Consider the following 18,197-nt stretch of genomic DNA (forward strand, 5'->3'; position numbering starts at 1 on the left):
CGCGCGCCAAGGAGCTCCTATGCCCAATCGCCCTATCCTCTGCGTCGACGACGAGCCAAACAATCTCGCGTTGATACGGCAGGTATTGCAGGACGAATACCGACTGGTCTTCGCGCGCAATGGGGTCGAGGCGCTGCAAGCCGCCGCCAAGCACCAGCCTTCACTGATCCTGCTGGACGTCGACATGCCGGATATGGACGGCTACACAGTGGCCCATACCCTGAAGGGCGATACCGCGACCGAGCACATCCCTATCATCTTCGTGACGTCATTGGACAAGGAAGTGGATGAGCGCGAAGGCTTCGCATCCGGCGGCGTGGACTACATCGCCAAGCCGGTATCGCCTTACATCCTGCGCGCGCGGGTACGCACGCATCTGTCACTGGTGCGCGCCTCGGCGTTGAACAAAAGCTATCGCGATGCCATCCAGATGCTGGGCATGGCCGGCCATTACAACGACACCGACACCGGCACGCATATCTGGCGCATGGCCGCCTACGCGCGCGCACTGGCCGTCGCCGTCGGTTGGGACCAGGAGCGAGCGGCCCTGCTGGAACAGGCCGCACCGATGCACGACACCGGCAAGATCGGTATTCCCGACTCCATCCTCAAGAAGCCCGCCAAGCTGGACGAGGACGAATGGAAAATCATGAAAACCCACCCGCGCATCGGCTACGAAATCCTCAGCAAAAGCGAAGCACCGCTATTCAAGCTGGCCGCCGAGGTGTCGCTCTATCATCACGAGCGCTGGGACGGCGGAGGCTACCCGAATGGATTGGCACGCGAAGACATCCCCGAGTCTGCACGTATCGTCGCCGTCGCCGACGTATTCGACGCACTGACCACGCGACGCCCGTACAAGGATCCCTGGCCGCTGGATCGCGCCATGGAAGCCCTGGAAAACGCCGCGGGCAGCCACCTGGACGCGCGCCTGGTGTCGGCATTCCGGGACATCCTGCCCAATATCCTCGCCATCAAGGATTATTGGGATGAGCAGGCGCGGGACCAGATAGCTTGAATCAGTTTTTTATTTTCTGAAAACCTAGTTCCGAGTGCCGAATCCCACTACGTCCGCGAACTCACCAAGCCGTCATCCCAGCGCAAGCTGGGATGACGGCATAAGCCCTGCGGATTGCGGCGGCTATTTGGCACAGAAGGAACGTAGGCAAGCTTTTGCTTCATCCAAGAAGGACAAGACGGGGATTGCACAACGAACCCACAACATCGCCGGTATGATCGGAGCCCTTCCCTCCGCCCGATTCCGCGTAACCCATGAGCGATCTGTTCTCCGCACAAGAAGGCATCGCCTCCCACGGCATCCGCGTCGGTATCGGCGGTTGGAACTTCGCACCCTGGCGCGACAACTTCTATCCGGCCGGATTGGTGCAGCGCCGCGAACTGGAATATGCCAGCCGCCACGTCACTGCGATTGAGATCAACAGCACGTATTACGGTACGCAGAAGCCGGCTACCTATGCGAAATGGCGAGATGAGACACCTGAGGATTTCGTGTTCTCCGCCAAGGCACCCAAGCGCATCATGCAGGCGCGCTCGCTGACCGGCGCGCAGGCGCAGATCGAAGATTTCATCGGCGGCATCAGCGAGCTTGGCGACAAGCTCGGCCCATTGGTCTGGCAATTCGAGAAAGGTCGCAAGATCGACCGCGATGACCTGGCGGGTTTCCTGAAATCGCTCCCACGCAAAGCGGGCCGCCGCCGTTTGCGCCACGCCCTGGAACTGCGCGACCCCGCCATCATCGACAACGAACTACTGGCGCTGGCGCGGCACCATGATGTGGCGACGGTGTTCACTGATTCCGACGAACACCCTTCTTTCGCCGACCTCACCAGCGATTTCGTGTACGCCCGGCTGATGCGCTCCCGCCCCATCGACACCGGCTATCCCGGCCCGGAACTGGACCAGTGGGCGAAACGCGCCAGGGAATGGGCGGCGGGAGGCGATCCGCAAGACCTTCCGCACATCGGACCACCTACGCCATTGCCCAAGCGCGAAGTCTTCATCTACTTCATCAGCAGCGCGAAAGAGCGCAACCCGGCTGCTGCAATGGCGCTGTTGCAGAGATTGGATCAGGCACGCTAATACGACGGTGGACGCCGCACGATCAGATATACAGCGACTCCAATGCCGATCAGACACGTAAACGCCACGTAGTGCGCCGGTGCAAGTCCACCCAGCGCCTTCGACAAATAGCCGATCAGCGGCGGCGTGAGTCCGCCGAAAATGGCGTAGGCCACGTTGTAGGAAAACGACAGGCCGGAGAAGCGAATCACTGGCGGAAACGCCGCCACCATCAACGCCGGCACGATACCTACCACGCCGCAGAAGAATCCCGCCAACGCGTATAGCGCAACGAAATGCGGCCCGCCCCCGGAGGCGAGGTACAGATACAACGCATAGGTGCAACTCGCCAACGCCAACGATCCGATCAATAACGAACGCGCCACACCGAAACGATCCACAGCCAGACCCGCGGCCAGGCAGCCGAATATCAGTGACAAGGTCGCCATGCTGTTGCCGCGGAAGACCAGCGCCGGCGGCATCTGGAACAGCGCCTGCGCCAGCGTCGGCGTCATCAGCACCACCACCACGATCGCCGCCGTCAGCTGCCAGGACACCAGCATGGAAACGGCCACCGCGCCGCGATGCTCGGCCAGCACCTGCTTCACCGGCAGGCTTTGCGCCAGTTGCCGGCGCTCCCGCATCTCGGCGAACACGGGCGTTTCATGCAACCAGCGCCGCAGCCAGACCGCGATGAAACCGAACACGCCACCCAACAGGAATGGCACTCGCCACACCCATTGCAACACTTCCTGCTGCGTGAAATGGGTGTTGATCCAGGCGGCCAGCAACGAACCGATCAGGATGCCGGCGGTCAATCCCGCGGTAAGCGTTGCGCATGCGAAACCCACGCGGCGGCGCGGCACATGTTCGGCCACGAAGACCCAGGCACCGGGCACTTCCCCACCCACCGCGATGCCTTGCAGGATGCGCAGCACCAGCAGCAACACTGGCGCCAGCACGCCGATCTGCGCATACGTGGGCAACAGACCGATCAGCAGCGTGGGCACCGACATCAGCAACACGCTGAGGGTGAACATCCGCTTGCGCCCCACCAGATCGCCGAAGTGCGCCATCACGATGCCACCCAACGGGCGCGCCAGATAACCGGCGGCGAAGATGCCGTAGACCTGCAACTGCGACAGCCATGGCGCCGTGCCCGCGGGAAAGAACAGCTGGCTCAGTGCCTGGGTGAAAAAGACAAAAACCACAAAGTCATAGAACTCCAGCGCTCCGCCCAACGCGGACAACCCCAACGTCTTGGCATCGCGGCGATTGAAGGGCCTGTTGGCCCCGATATTCTCAATAGCGCTCGTCATTGGTCTCGGTCGGCATCAAAACCGCGCGAACATCGCATGTTCGCTCCGCACCGTCCAGTCACTCCCCGTAGAAGCGGCTTCCCGGCCTCTGTAGGAGCGCCGTCTCGGCGGTAGGAGCGCCGTCTCGGCGCGAGCTTTTTGCTTTTTGCGTGAATCGTTGGGAAGAGCTCGCGGCGGGGACGCCGCTCCTACAAAAGCAACGGGCGCTCCTAACGGGCTGCTGTCCCTACAACGAAGCCTTCGGCCGCCGCCCTAGCAACCGATCCACCCCAACCAGCACCAACCCCACCACCACGAACAACAGCAGCATGCCGGCGGAATTCATCAACACCTTCGACCAGCCCAACTGCGCCACATCGATGAAGGGGTACGGATACTCGTGCACCCATGCGCCGCGCAGAAACGCCCAGCACACATACAACGCAGGAAACGTCAGCCACATTCCCACCTGCCGCCAGGACAACCCGCCATGCGGTACGCAGCTCAGCCACCACATCAAGTACAGCAGCGGCACTGCGTAATGCAGGCCGGTGTCGGCCCACCATTGCGCGCCCTGCGGGCTCCATAGATGCCGCAAGATGAAAAAGTAGATGCCGCCGGTGACCGCGATATACAGCGTCACGCCGCCACGTACGGTCAGTGACGAAAAAAAACCAGGCCGCGCCAATGCGGCGTGTATCGCCACCAGCACCACGGCAATGTTGCTGAGGATCGTGAAGTAGCTGAAATAACGCAGCGTTCCCAGTGCGGGGCCGATGTTTTCGCGCGTCACGCCTAGTATCAACAGATACTGCAAGACCAAGGAAGCCACCGCCACCAAGGTGATCAGCGCGGCGAATACGCGGCCAGCGACACCCATTCCCGGACTAACCAGCATGCGCGCACTCCTCGAAGAGTCGGCCAAGGATGCCATGATTAGACGGGTAGAGCCGATACCTTATGTTGACGGCCACGCATAGCCTCCTTGTGGGAGTGGTGCCGGCATGCCGGCGCTGGTGAATCGCGACGTTGATGTTTCCGGTCGCGACTTACGTCGCTCCCACAAGAGAAGTATCCGCGCTTCCGTAGAGCCGAGCTTGCTCGGCTGCTCTTCGCTCGATGACAAGAGCCATCCGACTATTCGACATTTCGGATTGAAGAGCAGCGGAGCAAGCTCCGCTCTACGACCGTCCACCTGCTGGGGAGCGCTTCCGCTTCGCTGGCTTCTTCGCCGCGCCGCGCAAGGCAGCCGCCCACGCCAGTTGCGCCCAGGGCAGCATGTCCTGCGCCGATTCGAACGCCTCGGCCGGCGGCGACCAGTAACTTGTCGTTATGGGCTTACCCTTGCCCGTATAAACAAAAGGTTCCCCACCGGCGGCCTGGAACTGCGGCCGCGTCTGCTCATCCGTCTTGAGGAACAGTGCTTCGCCGATGATCAGGCCAATGATGATGTCTTGGTAGTACAGACCTCGGCCACCGAACATCCTGCGAAGATCGACCGGTCCCAGCGCTGAAAACAGGTCCGACAGAAAAACCGTGTATTCGTCATCCATTGCGAACTCCCACTCGGGCGGCTCTCACTGATGTCGCGCAGCATAAGCCGGCATCGGCGACAATACGAACATGCCGATGACGCCTACCGCCAAAGCCCAGCTGCAAATCCATTTCTGCGTATTGCTATGGGGCTTCACCGCCATCCTGGGCAAGATGATCAGCCTGCCCGCGTTGCCGTTGGTGTGGTGGCGCATGCTGCTGGTAGTCGTTGCGCTGGCGCTCCTGCCGCGGGTATGGCGCGGCTTGCGGGCCATGTCCCCGCGCCTGGTGCTGGCCTATTCCGGCATCGGCGCACTGGTGGCGTTGCACTGGCTGACGTTCTATGGCGCCATCAAATTGGCCAATGCCTCGGTGGCCGCTACCTGTATCGCGCTAGCGCCCGCGTTCACCTCAGTAGTGGAACCCTGGCTGGCCAAGCGGCCGTTTTCGCCGCGCGAACTGGCGTTCGGCCTGGCGGTGCTGCCGGGCGTGGCAATGGTGGTCGGCGGCGTCCCCGACACCATGCGGACCGGTGTCGCCGTGGGCGCAGTATCGGCCTTGCTGGTGGCGTTGTTCGGCTCTTTGAACAAGCGCCTGGTCGATCACGGCGACCCACTCACGGTAACCGGCGTGGAACTGGGTGCGGGCACGCTGCTGTTGACGGTGCTCGCCCCATTGATGCCGTTCGTCTTCCCCTCTTTTGCCGGCGATCTGCTCGTCCTGCCGGGACTGCAGGACGGCGCGCTGCTATTGGTGCTGGCACTGCTCTGCACACTGCTGCCGTTCGTCTTGTCGTTGGTGGCTTTGCGCTACCTCAGTGCATATTCGGTGCAACTGGTAACCAATCTGGAACCCATCTACGCCATCTTGCTGGCCATGGTGTTGCTGGGCGAGCAGCACGAACTGACACCGTTGTTCTATCTGGGCGTGGCGATCATCCTGATCGCGGTCTTCATCCATCCGCTGCTGGGCCGCAAAAAGCCCAGAGAAAACGTGCAGCATCCGGAAGTGCTGGGCACATCGGAAGCCAAGGGCATGGTGGATTGAGTTGGCGCTGGAGCGTCGAACCTTGGCTTCCTTCTCCCTCCGGGAGAAGGTGCCCGAAGGGCGGATGAGGGAATGGCGATGACTTATCACCGACATTTGCTAAAAGCGGATTTCTCATGCCCTCATCCGCCGCTGCGCACCTCCTCGCTTCGCACCCCGGCCCTGCATAGCACGCAGGGCATTCACGCATGCACGAGCCATGGCTCGTAAACCGCATGCCTTCCATCCGGAAGTAGAAGGGAAGAGCCGTAACAAGCCCTAGCGCACCACCGTCACCGGTATGTCGCTGGTGGAAATGACCTTCTGAGTTACCGAACCCACAATCAGGCTTTTCAGCGCACCGCGGCCGTGGGTTCCCATCACGATCAGATCCACCCGGCTGGATTTGGCTTGCTTGAGAATTGTCGCCGCGGGCTCGCCGACCAACGGTCGTTCGGCGAAAGCCAAGCCGGCACGCTTCAGCACGGCCCTGGCCTTCTTCAGCGCCACCGCACCATTGTCCGCGTGATATGCCGCCACGTCCTCCTCGCCCAGTTCCAAGGCAACGGCTTTCGCCAGTGGTGGATCGGCATGCAACAGCGTGATCGTCGGCTCTGCCTTCAGAGATTTGCTCAAGGCCACCACATGGTGAGCCGCCTTCAGCCCGGTTTCGCTACCGTCTACCGCCAACAGGATTTTCATCGTCGTACTCCGCGGATGGCAGCGGCAATGAGCCGCCCTTCGGCCTGAAGAATACGCCTGCGGCAACGAGCGGGCTATTGACGAAGATCAAACTCGCACTTGGCAAGCCGAGCGGATTCCGCTTCACTCCTTCGGCCGGTTCACCATTCTTGCTGCTGCGGCAGCAAACCCTGCAGTTCGTGATCGTTGAGATTGCGCCACTGGCCGGGCTTCAATGCACCCAGCTTGATGTTGTCGATACGCACGCGGCGCAACTGGGTCACGCGGAAATCGAAGGCAGCGGCCATCAGTCGAATTTGCCGGTTCAGCCCCTGGGTCAGCACGATGCGAAAACCGAATTTGGCGATCTTGCCGGTGCGGCAGGGCAAGGTGTTTTTCCCGTGAATGGGCACGCCGCGCGCCATGCCACGCAGGAACTCATCGGTGACCGGACGATTGACCGCGACCAGATATTCCTTCTCATGCCGGTTCTCGGCGCGCAGGATCTCGTTGACGATATTGCCATTGCTGGTCAGCAGGATCAGGCCTTCGGAATCCTTATCCAGGCGCCCGACAGGAAAAATGCGCTCCTGATGACCGATGAAATCAATGATGTTGCCGCTCACCGCCGACTCGGTGGTACAGGTAATCCCCACCGGCTTATTGAGAGCGATATAGACGTGCTTGCGACCGCCAGCGCGCTTGTTGCGCACGCGCAAGGGCTGTCCGTCGACTTTCACCTCGTCGCCCTCGCCCACCACGGCGCCCATGCCGGCGGGCAGGTTATTGACGGTGACGCGCCGTTCGGCGATCAGACGGTCGGCCTCGCGGCGCGAACAGAAGCCGGTTTCGGCGATGTGCTTGTTGAGGCGAGTGGTCATGCCGCCATTATCGGCGATTGCCGGCATGCATGCAGACATATCGTGCAGCCTGCGGGAATGCCTTGGTTCTCCGCTGGCTTATCCAGCAGTCTTTTTCGCCTTGCGCGCTTCACGCTTGAGCGGGCCGCCCACCGGGCATATCTCGAATGCGAACTGGCTAAGCGTATTGACCAGATTGTCCGGCACCAGCTTGTAGACCACGAACTGGCCGCGGCGCTCGCCGACGATCAGCCCGGCGTTCTCCAACACCGCCAGGTGACGCGATATCGCCGGTGCGCTCATCTCGAAACGCGCGGCAATATCGCCCGCCGGCAACTCCTGCTCGGAGAGGTAAGCCAGTATCTGGCGCCGCGGCGAAGACGCCAGGGCTTCGAAAATCTTGTCGGTACTCATTTCATCTGCGGATCAGGAAACCCGCCTATCGCCTCAAAATTACGGATGGATTGCGGAGCGGCCACGCCACGACGGCAATATAACCAGGTGAACCAGAACGCCAGCGCGCTGGCCACGCCCAGCAAACCGAATGTTGCCACACCTTCCAGGTACCTGAACCAGCCGAACATCGTGGGCAGGCCATCGGCGATGAAATCAACCTGTCTGCCATGCCACATACCTGAGCTTGAATACGAATATCGCTGGCTCAGCGGGTACGGCCAAGTGATCACTGCCATCGGCAGGGCGCCGGCGAGCAGGCCCGCGGCCGCGATCGTGCGAGTTTTCAACCAACCCCGCCAGCGCAAAAGGAAGAATGCCGGCAATCCCAATAGCAGCACGTGGGCTAGAGACGACACCAGGGCGACCACCATGATGAGCAGCAGCGCTCCCTTCGAATCGTAAGGACCGATCAGCACATAGACGTAAAGCGACAACAGTAGCGGCGCGGCCAGCGTAGCGGCCAGTACCGCCGAAAGGAGCGACATCATCTGACTTCCTCCCAGACTGAGGCGCCCGTTCCAGGCGCCTGCTATGAAAGTTGAGGCATGCGATTCAACGATGCCCGGCAGGAATAGGGGGAATACCGCGCGGTTCCGCTGCCTGCTGCGCCACCCGGTTATCCGACGCCCAACTGGCCACCGTGCGGCCATAGCGCGAGATCATCAGCATGTTGAAAAAGTGCATGCCGCCCAGCACCAGCACCGACAAACCTATCTTGCTGCCGACGTACGGAATCATGGATGTCACCGCCTTCTGCGCGTCCCATCCGTCCAACCGCATGGCGATGAAGCCGACATTGATCAGGTAGAACCCGACCACCAGCAAATGGTTGGTGGACTTGGCCAGGACCTCGTCCTGGCCGAAGCACTTCACCAGGAAGACCTCCCCGTTTTTCGACAACGTGCGCGCCACCCAGATCGTCATGGCGATCGAGATTCCCAGGTACAGCAGATAGCTGATGTGCAGCGTCATGGCCTTTCTCCTTTGTTGAATTAGCCTATTGCATATTTAACTATATTGTTAATATATTAAACATCACTGTCAAGCCCCGTCCGCCGCTCGCTGTTCCCATGCCATTGGAGGCTTTGTTTCTGCTGTGATCTGACGGAAGAGCTCGCGGCGGGACGCCGCTCCTACCGGGTTACAACCTGCTTTTCGTAGGAGCGTCTCGGCGCGAGCTCTTTGTTTTTTGTCGTGATCTGATGGAAGAGCTCGCGGCGGGACGCCGCTCCTACAGGGGCTACACCCGCTTTTTCGTAGGAGCGCCGTCCTCGGCGCGAGCTCTCTTCGCTTCCGCTTCTATCGCCGCTTCATTCCTGCGGCTTGGGCGGGCCTTTGCGGTGCGGCTTGGCGGCGTGGGGTTTAGGCGCGCCTTTGAATCCGCTTGGTTTCCCAGGCGCTGCTTTCCCAAACGACTTTCCGGCGGGCTTGCCCGCACCCGGACCGAAGCGGCGCGGCGGCGCTTCGCCGGCGTCCTCGCCCGCCTTGTGGATACGCAACTGCTGCCCGGATACCCACACTTTCTTCAGATGCGTCAGCACTTCACGCGGCATGCCTTCCGGCAAATCCAGCATGGTGTAGTCGTCGTGGATGTCGATGCGGCCGATGTAGCGGCTTTCCAGCCCGGCCTCGTTGGCGATGGCACCGACGATATTGTTCGGCTTCACGCCATGCACGTGGCCTACTTCAATGCGGAACGTTTCCATGCCCACTTCCGCTTCGCCGCGCGGCGGCTTGTCGGCGCGCGGACGTTCGGTGCGTTCGAATTCAGGACGCTCAATACGCGAATGCTCGCGCGGTGCCGCCGGTTTGTCGAACGTGCGTGCAGGGCGCTCGAACGGCGCATCGTCACGGCGTTTCGGACGATCCTCACGCGACGGGCGCTCATCACGCTGCGGGCGATCGAAACGTCCCGCAGGCTTCTCGAAACTTTCGCGGCGCGCCGGTGCGCGTTCCGGCGAAAGCAACAGCGGCGTATTGCCCTGCAGCAGTTTCGCCAGCGCCGCGGCGATATCGACGGCAGGTACGTTGTGCTCGCGTTCGTAGCCTTCGATCAGGCTGCGGTACTCGCCCGCTTCGTTCGCGGCCAATGTATCGGTGATACGTCCCAGGAATTTGGCCACGCGCTTGTCGTTGACCGCTTCCACGCTGGGGAGCTGCATCTCTTCGATCGGCTGGCGGGTGGCGCGTTCGATGGCGCGCAGCATGCCCTTCTCGCGCGGGGTGACGAACAGGATCGCCTCGCCGCTACGGCCTGCGCGGCCAGTGCGGCCGATCCGGTGCACATAGCTTTCGGTGTCGTACGGAATGTCGAAGTTCAGGACATGGCTGATGCGCTCCACGTCCAACCCGCGCGCGGCCACATCGGTGGCTACCAGCACGTCCAACTTGCCGTCCTTCAACTGCTGGATGGTCTTTTCGCGCTGCGCCTGCTGGATATCGCCATTGATCGCCGCCGCGGCCAGACCGCGGGCCTGCAGCTTGCCGGCCAGCTCATCGGTCGCCGCCTTGGTGCGGGCGAAGATAATCATGGCTTCGAAAGGCTCGGCTTCCAGGATCCGGGTCAACGCATCCAGTTTGTGCATGCCGCTGACGAACCAGTAACGCTGACGGATATTGGTCGCGGTGGTGGTCTTGGCGGTGATGGTGACCTCCGCCGGCTCCCGCAGGTACGTCTGCGCGATGCGGCGGATAGCCGCGGGCATGGTGGCCGAGAACAGCGCGACCTGGCGCGCTTCGGGGGTCTTCTTGAGCACGGTTTCGACATCGTCGATGAAGCCCATGCGCAGCATTTCGTCGGCTTCGTCCAGCACCAGCGTGGTCAGTTCGGACAAATCCAGCGTGCCGCGTTCCAGGTGATCGATGACCCGGCCCGGCGTTCCCACCACCACGTGCACGCCGCGCTTGAGCGCCTGCAACTGCGGCGCGTAGCCCTGGCCGCCATAAATCGGCAGCACGTTGAAGCCGGGGATCTTGTTGGCATAACGCTGGAACGCTTCCGCCACCTGGATGGCGAGTTCGCGCGTCGGTGCCAGCACCAGCGCCTGCGGCTTCTTCTGGTCCAGCTTGAGCCGCGACAGGATTGGCAGCGCGAACGCGGCGGTCTTGCCGGTGCCGGTCTGGGCCTGGCCCAGCAGGTCCTTGCCGGCCAATAGCGTGGGAATGGTCGCCGCCTGAATGGGCGATGGGGACTCATAGCCGACTTCGTTGACCGCCGCCATCACGGCAGCGGAGAGACCTAAATCGGCAAAAAGGAGAGGCGTTGGGTTGGTTTCAGCAGACATGGGAGGACTCCGAGGCGTCGCGGAGTGCGCACGCAAGCAGCGTATTGTGCGCTTTTAGCCCCCTTCCTGTCGCCCTGAAGTTGAACCCAGAGCACCATGGAGACAACCTCACAGCGCTGTCCATGCCCCCCTGGATCGTTGATCCGGCGGGGAATTACCTGCTATCGCCGACCAGCCGGGCCCTCAAAGAAGCCCCCGGCAGCCGGATCAAACCGAAGCGGTCGTCCGTGTCCTGCGGCTGAAACCGACCATCTGCTGGCGTTCTTCGTCCCACAGCTTCAGCCCTGCGCATTTCAGGCTGGACCACAGGGTCAGCCGCGGTGCCGCCTGCAGCAGTTCGCTTGATTCGAACGCTTCCCGCAAGCGGTAGTTCGGGATGCGGGCCGCCAGATGGTGAATATGGTGATAGCCGATATTGCCGGTGAACCAGTGCAGCACGCGCGGCAGGTCGAAGTAGGAACTGCCTGCGATCGCAGCTTTACCAGCGTCCCATTCTTCCTTGTTGGTCCAGTACGCGCCTTCGAACGTGTGCTGCACGTAGAACAACCAGACGCCCACGGCGCCCGCGATCAACACGATGGGCAGGTGCACCAGGAACACGGTATGCCAGCCGATCGCGAAGCCCATCGCCAGCACGGTGATCGCCAGCATCAGGTTGTTGACCATCACGCTGGCCCACTCTTTCTTCCAGCTGAAAGGCAGATCGAACGGGAAACGGTGCTTGATGACGAACTGGTAAAGCGGTCCGATGCCCAGCAGCACCGGTGTGCTGCGGTACAAGCGATAGGACAGGCGGCCGAGCCAGGATCTCGCTTCGTATTCAGCCACCGTCAGTGTTTCGATATCGCCGATCTCGCGTCGATCCAGGTTTCCGGAGGTGCCGTGGTGAATGGCGTGGGTCTTCTTCCAGTATCCGTAGGGAAACAGCGTGATCAGTCCCAGGCACCGGCCGACCAGATCGTTGGCGCGGCTGCTGGCGAAGAACGAACCATGGCCGCAGTCGTGCTGGATGATGAACAGGCGCACATAGAAACCCGCCGCGGGTACCGCCATCAGCAGCGTCCAGCCATAGCCCCACTCCGCCACCACACTCCAGGCCATCAAAGCCCAGATGGTGAGCAAAGGCGGCAGTGTGTTGATGAGTTGCCAAATGGCGTGGCTAAGCTTGGGCTTGGCGAACTGGGCGCATAGCTTGCGCAGTTGTGCAGCAGGATTGGGCAGCGTAGGGGCAGCGCTCAAAGAATATCTCCGTGGAATGAGCCGATTCTCCGCTACCCAGATGACGTTCGCTAGGGTACGGCCGACTTCCCGACCGGCGGCAGTCATATTTCACGCGAAATTTGTGACGAATGTGAGTGTTCGCGGCTGAAAGTGACTGGACTGTTCAGATGGGAGGTATGTAAATGGGTGTAGTAGAAAAGGGAAAAGGGAAACTCCGCTTTCGCCCCCTTTTTTAAAGAGGGGCTACGGGGGATTTGCCTTTGCTGTTGCCTTCCAAAGAGCCAAAAGCAAATCCCCTCAGATGCTTTTCAACCGCCGAATGGCGGGTCATCCCCCTTTAAAAAAGGGGGAGGCAAGCATGAGCCGATTATTTCCGTTTCCCGTTTCCCGTTTCCCGGCTCCTGGCTACACTGCCCACATGCAAACGATCGAATTCAAACTGGAACGCGAACACGTGGAGCTCAATCAGCTCCTTAAGCTGGTGGGTCTGTGCGACAGCGGCGGCGCGGGGAAAGCTATCGTCGCCAGCGGGGAAGTCCGCGTGGACGGCCAAGTGGAGCTTCGCAAGACCTGCAAGATCCATGCGGGCCAGACGGTGGTTCTGGACGATGTGGAGATCAGAGTGATCGTCGCCGGCTAAAGCACTTCATGGCGGTGGCTACGGCAACCCGGCCGTTTCTTTCTGCTCGTCTTTCTTCTCGCGATCGAACTCGGCGAACGGACTGTCGGCCGGGCACCGGCTGTCAGGAAAGTCGAAGCGTTCGCGCAGCGCCAATCCGCAGGCCTGCATCTGGTCCAGCTCGGCGCCCGTCGCTTTGCAGTCGCTATCGAAGGCGCGGATGAAGGCATCCTTGCGCAGCACGAACGACTCGCCGCAGCGGCGCATCAACTGCAGGCGGTCCAGATCGTCCTGCGCGGCATTGGTGCCGTCCAATCCGTACTCCTGCAGTTCCGTTTTGCCCAGCAACCGCAGCTTGCGGTTCGGCACGGTCATCATCAGGTCTGCCACGGCCACCGCCACGCCATTGCGCTCCAGATAGTCCTTCACGCGCGAATACACGCCGCGCAGTTCCTCGTTGAGTTCGGAACGCGTGGTGGCCGTGGAACTCATGCGGATGATGCGGTGAATGCCCACCTTGCCGGAAATCAGGCGATTGTCCCCGGCACCCAGCACGAATACGCAGGCGCTGTGGCAGACGGAGTCTTCCCGCACCCAGATACTCCAACGCGAAGCGCCGATCGCGTCGCCCGCCTTGATAGCGTCCTCGACTTGGCCACCGGCCGAATCGATATCCAGAATGCGCTTGTCTATGCCCATGCGATCGGCGATATCGGCCACCCGAATCACCAGGTCGGTAAAGCCGTCGGCGATTTTGCCCTTGTAGCGGACGCGCACCACCCCGCTCTCCTGGCACGGCGACAGGGCATCCACCACGCTGAAGAAAGCCAGAGATTCCAGCGGTTCGCCGTCGCCTTTGGCGGCGTAGTCGGTCTCGCAGCTGATCAGCGCTTCACCGGACCCCAGCTTGGCCGGCGGCCAATCGGTCGGCAGCCGCTCCGGAGCTGGCGGCGGGTTGGCCGGGAGGTCTTGGACCGGCGCAGTGGAAACTGCACCGTTGGCGGCCTGCTCGTCTTCTTCCGTCGTCGGTGCCTGCGCTTGCGCGTCAGAAGCCTCGTCGGCTGCCGAACGCCCATCACAGGCCGACAACCACAGACTCAAGGTCAGCAGAAAGCAGATAGTGCGCAGGCGCGAGAGCAGTATCCGGGGCATTAAATCCCGCGACACCAGATTGGCGCCGCGTTTTTGTTGGGGGTCGCCAGTAGTCTAGTGTCAAACTCCCGGGTGTATCCAACCTGGCGATAAACACGGCAGGAGGCGCTGGGGGATGTCTGGCGCGCTGCGGCCGCGTCATAGGTGGCCCGGCGGACATGACTGCCCAGCCTGGTCCTCATAGCGGATAGCGAAGTCGGGGCAGCTTCATCAACCCAACACCGTAACCGGATCGCACAGCCCTCGAAACCGGTGCGACCGAACAGGCCGCACCGGCTATCTCAGCTACTTGTTAATTACATCGCCGCCGTGCTGCGCGGCGCGCCGGCGTAATCGACGACCAGCGATACGCGGCGGTTGTCGCGGCCGGCTTCGCCGGTGGCACCAGGGCGCACCAGGCGGTTCTTGTCTTCGCCATAACTGACCGCCCGTAGCTGTTCGGCGGATAAGCCCGCGCTGACCAGATAGTCGCGAATAGCTTCGGCACGGCGCTGCCCAAGACGGCGGTTGAATGCGGTGGAACCGGCCGGATCGGCGAAGCCTTCCACCGTGATCACGGCGTCGGAATGGCTTTCCCGGATGACCCGGGCGAAATCATCCAGAAGCGGCTTGTCCTGTTCACTCAACGTGGCGTCGCCTGTTGCGAAATGGGCACCGGTTTCCACACGCGTACGTCCAGCCAATTGGGTCACCAATGCGTCATGTTTCTGCGATAGCGTATCCAGCTGCGACTGCAAACGCTGATCGGTGGCGCGCAGATCGGCGATGGTGCTGTCGAACTCGTCACGCTTGATGTAGTTGGAACAGCCGCCCAAGGCCACGGTCAACAGGCTTACAGCGAGTAAGGCGTTGCGGGACGTTCTGCTTGCCATGAAAAAACTCCTCAACTTCGATCCCTGCACGGCAGCGCGGAGGCAGGGACCCGCGTCGTCGGGAAAAGCGCTGCTGGCGCGAATCTCCCGTATCGGCAAGGGACGCCATGTGAAAATCGTAAACGGCCGTTCAGCGGATTTTGCGCTTCGCTTCTACACACGACGTGCACAAAACATAACGCGCGTGACGGCGGTTTCGATAAAACAAGGACTTGCGGCCGTAAAATTTCCCGGCGTCTCGTAGTGCGTTGCACCAATGCCGCTAATCGCCTGGCATTCGCGCGATGCTTCTTCACATACTCACGAAGCTGACCGCATGTATCGGCGGCAACCGAGCCGGCAATGCCTGCCAGTGATCGCCTTGGTCATCACTGGTCCATAGACCGCCTGTTGTGGAGCCAAACGCCAGCCGCTCCCCGCTGTTGTCAACCGCCAATCCATGCCGATAGACCAGATCGTATGCAGGCATTTGCGGCAGCCCTTCAGTGAGCGCTTCGAAGCTGGCACCGCCATCGCGCGTGCGTGCGACCACCAAGCGGGCATCGACCGGGAAGCGGCGCTCATCCTTGACGGCCGGCACGAACCAGGCGGTCCCGGGACTGCGCGGATGCACTGCCACTGCGAACCCGAATACCGAAGGCGACACGTCGGGAACGTCCTGCCATTGGCCGCCACCCTGGGTACTGCGAAATACCGCGTTGTGGTGCTGCGCCCAGAAGTGATCGGGCGAATCGCGGCATTGCACCAGCCGATGCACGTCCTGGATGTTGGGATCACGCGCGCGTTCGCCCGGCCAATAGGCCGCGAACATGCCGTCGGCGGTTTGCGTCCACGTTTCACCCGCGTCATCGCTGCGCCAGACGCCACCACTGGAGATGGCGATACGTATGCAACGCGAGTCGCGCGGATCCACGCAGATGGAATGAATGCCGGGTTGATCATAACCACCACCAAACCATTCACCGCGCTCAGGCCGATCCCATAGCGAGCGCACCAACTGCCAACTTTGGCCGTAGTCATCGGAACGGAACAACCCGCCAGGGATCGTGCCTGCCCATAAACGTCCCGGCTCGGTCGCGCCGCCGGCTTCCAACGACCAGATCAGACGCAAGGTAGCCGGCTGCGGCGGTTTGCCATCGCCGGTGATGACTTGGTCCTCTTCGCCATACGCAGGCACTGCGACCTCTTCCCAGGTCTGGCCCTGATCGCGCGAACGATGCAGCTTGCCGCCGAAATGCCCCAGATCCAGCGCGGCGTACCAGCTGCCATCACGTGGGTCGGCGAGAGTCACCGCCACGTTGTCGCCCAGGAAAGCTTCCCGGGTGATGCGCCAGGCTTCGGCTTCGCGTTGCAACACGAACAAACCCTTGCGCGTGGATACCAACAACCGGTCGGACATATCAACCTCCCGAAAGCGCCTGCATGATGTAAAGCTCGCCGCGCTCACCGAGCGGCTGCCCCAGATTCTGTTTGTCGCGAATCGCTTCGCCTTCCACGATCACCGCCACGTGATGACGCACCGTGCCCTGCTCATCAAGCACGTAACCGCGCAAGGAGGGATACAACAAAAACAGGGAACCCAACGCCTGATCGACGGTATCGCCTTCCACGTCCACCGACAGCTCACCCTGCGGGCCTCGCTGTGCCTGCGGCAACCAGCGCGTCAGCGACGATGCCAGCACCACTTTGGCCATGGACTTCACCCGCTCGCCCAACAAAGCGCGGAGCATACGCCGCTGAGGAACGACGGCAAAGGCGCACTGCGGCATGGGGGTCGGTGAAGGGTGAAGGGTGAGATTGTTGCTTTGCCTCCTTTTGACCAGCCGTTCGGCTGTTAAAGGCGCAAAGGGGGATGACCCGCCATTCGGCGGTTGAAAAGGCCGTCGGCTTCGCGGTGACGTCGGGGAAAAGCTCGCGGCGGGACGCCGCTCCTACAGAGGCGCGGCTCCTACACAACGTCAACGAATCAGGAAATCACCAGATCGCGTAGCGTCGGGGCCGGCTGGCTATCCGGAAATACCTGCCCGTTTAGCTTGCCGTCGGCGACTTGCATATGCGTCGCCAGCACGCCTTTGAAAACGCTGCGCAGGTCGGTGGTGGCGCGCAGGTCGCGGCGCTCGTTCAATGCATCCGGCGCCAACCCGGGCCAGTCGCCGACGATGCGCCCGCCCGCCACTGCCCCGCCCGCCAGCATGGCAAGCGTGCCCGTGCCGTGATCGGTACCGCCGGTGCCGTTGACCGCGGCGGTGCGGCCGAACTCGGTCACCACCATGACCACGGTCTTGTTCCAGATGGAAGACGCGTGCTCGTGAAATGTGCGCAGGCCTTCATCGAGTTCTGTCAGCTTGCGCGTCAGCGTGGCGGCTTGATTGCTGTGCGTATCCCAACCGGCGTTCTCCACGAAACCCAGGCGCGGTCCATCGGGTTTTGCCATGAAATCCGCAGCCGCTCTCATCGCCTGCGGCAATCGGCCGGTGCCACCACCAGCCGCCATTCCCTGCGCTTCGACGGCTTTGGCAAACGGATCAGCCAGTGCCGGGTCGGCGGCGTACAACACCTGCAGCCGCTGCAACAGGACGGGATTGACGTCTTCCGGCAGTGGTGGAGACCACGTCGCCGCATCACCCGGACCACGCAGGATCAGCGGCATCACCGCAGTGATGGACAAGGCCTGGGTACCGCTGATCGCGGCAGCACAGCGGTTGAGCCATCCGGTGGAAGCACCGCCGGCTTGGGCGGTGCCGTTCTCCAGGCAGTCCTGCGCTTCGAAGTGCGAGCGTTGCCGATAGGGGGGCGCCACCGCCACGACCGGCAGCCATTGCTTGCGGCCATATAGCGCGTGCGAAAACTTCAACGAAGGGTGCAACGCGAAATCGCTGTTCAACGCCAGCGTATTCTGAGGAACCAGTGTGCCCCGCAGGCTTGCGTGGTGCGGATCTCCAACGGGCAGCAGAGCATGCAGACCATCCAGTCCACCACGCAGCAAGACCACCAACAGACGCGTGTCATCCGCAGCGGCGGCCCGGCTCGTACGCGGCCACAATGTCAACGCGGTGATCGCGCCGGCAGCGCCAAGAAAACGGCGTCGCGTCAATGTTCGATGATCGCCAGTCATG

General features: G+C 61.9%; 20 protein-coding genes. 5 read left to right on the plus strand and 15 right to left on the minus strand.

The window, feature by feature from the left end:
* Window positions 1–19: 19 nt before the first annotated feature.
* Window positions 20–1,018, plus strand: a complete 999-nt coding sequence (locus tag AB6O04_RS03290; RefSeq protein WP_368562295.1) for a two-component system response regulator — start codon at window positions 20–22, stop codon at window positions 1,016–1,018.
* A gap of 254 nt (window positions 1,019–1,272) precedes the next feature.
* Window positions 1,273–2,100, plus strand: coding sequence for a DUF72 domain-containing protein (locus AB6O04_RS03295; protein ID WP_368562296.1), 828 nt, complete (start codon window positions 1,273–1,275; stop codon window positions 2,098–2,100).
* On the opposite strand, the gene AB6O04_RS03300 is transcribed toward AB6O04_RS03295, so the two are convergent.
* From AB6O04_RS03300 to AB6O04_RS03310, 3 genes are all read right to left on the minus strand, one after another.
* Complete coding sequence (locus AB6O04_RS03300) at window positions 2,097–3,398, minus strand: MFS transporter (RefSeq protein WP_368562297.1); 1,302 nt, start codon at window positions 3,396–3,398, stop codon at window positions 2,097–2,099. The genes AB6O04_RS03295 and AB6O04_RS03300 overlap by 4 nt on opposite strands.
* A gap of 226 nt (window positions 3,399–3,624) precedes the next feature.
* Window positions 3,625–4,275, minus strand: a complete 651-nt coding sequence (locus AB6O04_RS03305; protein ID WP_368562298.1) for a Pr6Pr family membrane protein — start codon at window positions 4,273–4,275, stop codon at window positions 3,625–3,627.
* 283 nt (window positions 4,276–4,558) lie between these two features.
* On the minus strand, window positions 4,559–4,930 hold the full coding sequence (locus tag AB6O04_RS03310) for a TfoX/Sxy family protein (protein WP_368562299.1): 372 nt from the start codon (window positions 4,928–4,930) through the stop codon (window positions 4,559–4,561).
* Window positions 4,931–5,000: 70 nt separating this feature from the next.
* Between AB6O04_RS03310 and AB6O04_RS03315 the strand changes: the two genes are divergently transcribed.
* On the plus strand, window positions 5,001–5,957 hold the full coding sequence (locus tag AB6O04_RS03315) for a DMT family transporter (protein WP_368562300.1): 957 nt from the start codon (window positions 5,001–5,003) through the stop codon (window positions 5,955–5,957).
* Between the two features lie 258 nt (window positions 5,958–6,215).
* Here the strand turns inward: AB6O04_RS03315 and AB6O04_RS03320 are convergent, their stop codons facing one another.
* From AB6O04_RS03320 to AB6O04_RS03350, 7 genes are all read right to left on the minus strand, one after another.
* Window positions 6,216–6,638 carry a universal stress protein gene (locus AB6O04_RS03320; protein WP_368562301.1) on the minus strand — a complete coding sequence of 141 codons (423 nt, stop codon included), beginning with the start codon at window positions 6,636–6,638 and terminating at the stop codon, window positions 6,216–6,218.
* 140 nt (window positions 6,639–6,778) lie between these two features.
* On the minus strand, window positions 6,779–7,498 hold the full coding sequence (locus AB6O04_RS03325) for a pseudouridine synthase (RefSeq protein ID WP_368562468.1): 720 nt from the start codon (window positions 7,496–7,498) through the stop codon (window positions 6,779–6,781).
* Window positions 7,499–7,576: 78 nt separating this feature from the next.
* A complete protein-coding gene (locus AB6O04_RS03330; RefSeq protein ID WP_337343016.1) occupies window positions 7,577–7,891 on the minus strand; it encodes a metalloregulator ArsR/SmtB family transcription factor in 315 nt (104 codons plus the stop codon).
* Window positions 7,888–8,421 (minus strand): hypothetical protein, encoded by a 534-nt coding sequence (locus AB6O04_RS03335; RefSeq protein WP_368562302.1) that lies wholly within the window; start codon window positions 8,419–8,421, stop codon window positions 7,888–7,890. Before AB6O04_RS03335 ends, AB6O04_RS03330 begins: the two co-directional genes overlap by 4 nt.
* 64 nt (window positions 8,422–8,485) lie before the next feature.
* The gene (locus AB6O04_RS03340) at window positions 8,486–8,905 is read right to left on the minus strand and encodes a hypothetical protein (protein WP_368562304.1); all 420 of its coding nucleotides are present in this window, start codon (window positions 8,903–8,905) and stop codon (window positions 8,486–8,488) included.
* Window positions 8,906–9,243: 338 nt separating this feature from the next.
* Complete coding sequence (locus tag AB6O04_RS03345) at window positions 9,244–11,217, minus strand: DEAD/DEAH box helicase (protein ID WP_368562306.1); 1,974 nt, start codon at window positions 11,215–11,217, stop codon at window positions 9,244–9,246.
* Between the two features lie 207 nt (window positions 11,218–11,424).
* Window positions 11,425–12,456, minus strand: coding sequence for a fatty acid desaturase (locus AB6O04_RS03350; RefSeq protein ID WP_368562307.1), 1,032 nt, complete (start codon window positions 12,454–12,456; stop codon window positions 11,425–11,427).
* Between the two features lie 400 nt (window positions 12,457–12,856).
* Between AB6O04_RS03350 and AB6O04_RS03355 the strand changes: the two genes are divergently transcribed.
* The gene (locus AB6O04_RS03355; RefSeq protein ID WP_368562308.1) at window positions 12,857–13,078 is read left to right on the plus strand and encodes an RNA-binding S4 domain-containing protein; all 222 of its coding nucleotides are present in this window, start codon (window positions 12,857–12,859) and stop codon (window positions 13,076–13,078) included.
* Window positions 13,079–13,096: 18 nt separating this feature from the next.
* Here AB6O04_RS03355 and AB6O04_RS03360 read toward each other — a convergent pair whose 3' ends face one another.
* Window positions 13,097–14,209, minus strand: coding sequence for a hypothetical protein (locus tag AB6O04_RS03360; RefSeq protein WP_368562309.1), 1,113 nt, complete (start codon window positions 14,207–14,209; stop codon window positions 13,097–13,099).
* A gap of 296 nt (window positions 14,210–14,505) precedes the next feature.
* The gene (locus AB6O04_RS03365) at window positions 14,506–15,081 is read right to left on the minus strand and encodes an OmpA family protein (RefSeq protein ID WP_368562310.1); all 576 of its coding nucleotides are present in this window, start codon (window positions 15,079–15,081) and stop codon (window positions 14,506–14,508) included.
* On the opposite strand from AB6O04_RS03365, the gene AB6O04_RS03370 reads away from it, so the two are divergent.
* Window positions 15,080–15,325: a hypothetical protein gene (locus AB6O04_RS03370; protein WP_368562311.1), complete on the plus strand. Its 246-nt coding sequence runs from the start codon at window positions 15,080–15,082 to the stop codon at window positions 15,323–15,325. The genes AB6O04_RS03365 and AB6O04_RS03370 overlap by 2 nt on opposite strands.
* A gap of 48 nt (window positions 15,326–15,373) precedes the next feature.
* On the opposite strand, the gene AB6O04_RS03375 is transcribed toward AB6O04_RS03370, so the two are convergent.
* The 3 genes from AB6O04_RS03375 to AB6O04_RS03385 form a co-directional block, all read right to left on the minus strand.
* On the minus strand, window positions 15,374–16,480 hold the full coding sequence (locus tag AB6O04_RS03375) for a WD40/YVTN/BNR-like repeat-containing protein (protein WP_368562313.1): 1,107 nt from the start codon (window positions 16,478–16,480) through the stop codon (window positions 15,374–15,376).
* A gap of 1 nt (window position 16,481) precedes the next feature.
* Window positions 16,482–16,811, minus strand: coding sequence for a hypothetical protein (locus AB6O04_RS03380; protein ID WP_368562315.1), 330 nt, complete (start codon window positions 16,809–16,811; stop codon window positions 16,482–16,484).
* Window positions 16,812–17,047: 236 nt separating this feature from the next.
* Window positions 17,048–18,196, minus strand: coding sequence for a DUF1501 domain-containing protein (locus AB6O04_RS03385; protein ID WP_368562316.1), 1,149 nt, complete (start codon window positions 18,194–18,196; stop codon window positions 17,048–17,050).
* Window position 18,197 lies beyond the last annotated feature (1 nt).

The organism is Pseudoxanthomonas sp. UTMC 1351, assembly GCF_040948865.1.
Lineage (GTDB): Bacteria > Pseudomonadota > Gammaproteobacteria > Xanthomonadales > Xanthomonadaceae > Pseudoxanthomonas_A.

Bases quoted from the DNA above. Each gene is read 5' to 3' on its own strand.
- AB6O04_RS03290 (WP_368562295.1), top strand. From the start codon at position 20: ATGCCCAATCGCCCTATCCTCTGCGTCGACGACGAGCCAAACAATCTC.
- AB6O04_RS03295 (WP_368562296.1), top strand. From the start codon at position 1,273: ATGAGCGATCTGTTCTCCGCACAAGAAGGCATCGCCTCCCACGGCATC.
- AB6O04_RS03300 (WP_368562297.1), bottom strand. From the start codon at position 3,398: ATGACGAGCGCTATTGAGAATATCGGGGCCAACAGGCCCTTCAATCGC.
- AB6O04_RS03305 (WP_368562298.1), bottom strand. From the start codon at position 4,275: ATGCTGGTTAGTCCGGGAATGGGTGTCGCTGGCCGCGTATTCGCCGCG.
- AB6O04_RS03310 (WP_368562299.1), bottom strand. From the start codon at position 4,930: ATGGATGACGAATACACGGTTTTTCTGTCGGACCTGTTTTCAGCGCTG.
- AB6O04_RS03315 (WP_368562300.1), top strand. From the start codon at position 5,001: ATGCCGATGACGCCTACCGCCAAAGCCCAGCTGCAAATCCATTTCTGC.
- AB6O04_RS03320 (WP_368562301.1), bottom strand. From the start codon at position 6,638: ATGAAAATCCTGTTGGCGGTAGACGGTAGCGAAACCGGGCTGAAGGCG.
- AB6O04_RS03325 (WP_368562468.1), bottom strand. From the start codon at position 7,498: ATGACCACTCGCCTCAACAAGCACATCGCCGAAACCGGCTTCTGTTCG.
- AB6O04_RS03330 (WP_337343016.1), bottom strand. From the start codon at position 7,891: ATGAGTACCGACAAGATTTTCGAAGCCCTGGCGTCTTCGCCGCGGCGC.
- AB6O04_RS03335 (WP_368562302.1), bottom strand. From the start codon at position 8,421: ATGATGTCGCTCCTTTCGGCGGTACTGGCCGCTACGCTGGCCGCGCCG.
- AB6O04_RS03340 (WP_368562304.1), bottom strand. From the start codon at position 8,905: ATGACGCTGCACATCAGCTATCTGCTGTACCTGGGAATCTCGATCGCC.
- AB6O04_RS03345 (WP_368562306.1), bottom strand. From the start codon at position 11,217: ATGTCTGCTGAAACCAACCCAACGCCTCTCCTTTTTGCCGATTTAGGT.
- AB6O04_RS03355 (WP_368562308.1), top strand. From the start codon at position 12,857: ATGCAAACGATCGAATTCAAACTGGAACGCGAACACGTGGAGCTCAAT.
- AB6O04_RS03360 (WP_368562309.1), bottom strand. From the start codon at position 14,209: ATGCCCCGGATACTGCTCTCGCGCCTGCGCACTATCTGCTTTCTGCTG.
- AB6O04_RS03370 (WP_368562311.1), top strand. From the start codon at position 15,080: ATGAAAAAACTCCTCAACTTCGATCCCTGCACGGCAGCGCGGAGGCAG.
- AB6O04_RS03365 (WP_368562310.1), bottom strand. From the start codon at position 15,081: ATGGCAAGCAGAACGTCCCGCAACGCCTTACTCGCTGTAAGCCTGTTG.
- AB6O04_RS03375 (WP_368562313.1), bottom strand. From the start codon at position 16,480: ATGTCCGACCGGTTGTTGGTATCCACGCGCAAGGGTTTGTTCGTGTTG.
- AB6O04_RS03380 (WP_368562315.1), bottom strand. From the start codon at position 16,811: ATGCTCCGCGCTTTGTTGGGCGAGCGGGTGAAGTCCATGGCCAAAGTG.
- AB6O04_RS03385 (WP_368562316.1), bottom strand. From the start codon at position 18,196: ATGACTGGCGATCATCGAACATTGACGCGACGCCGTTTTCTTGGCGCT.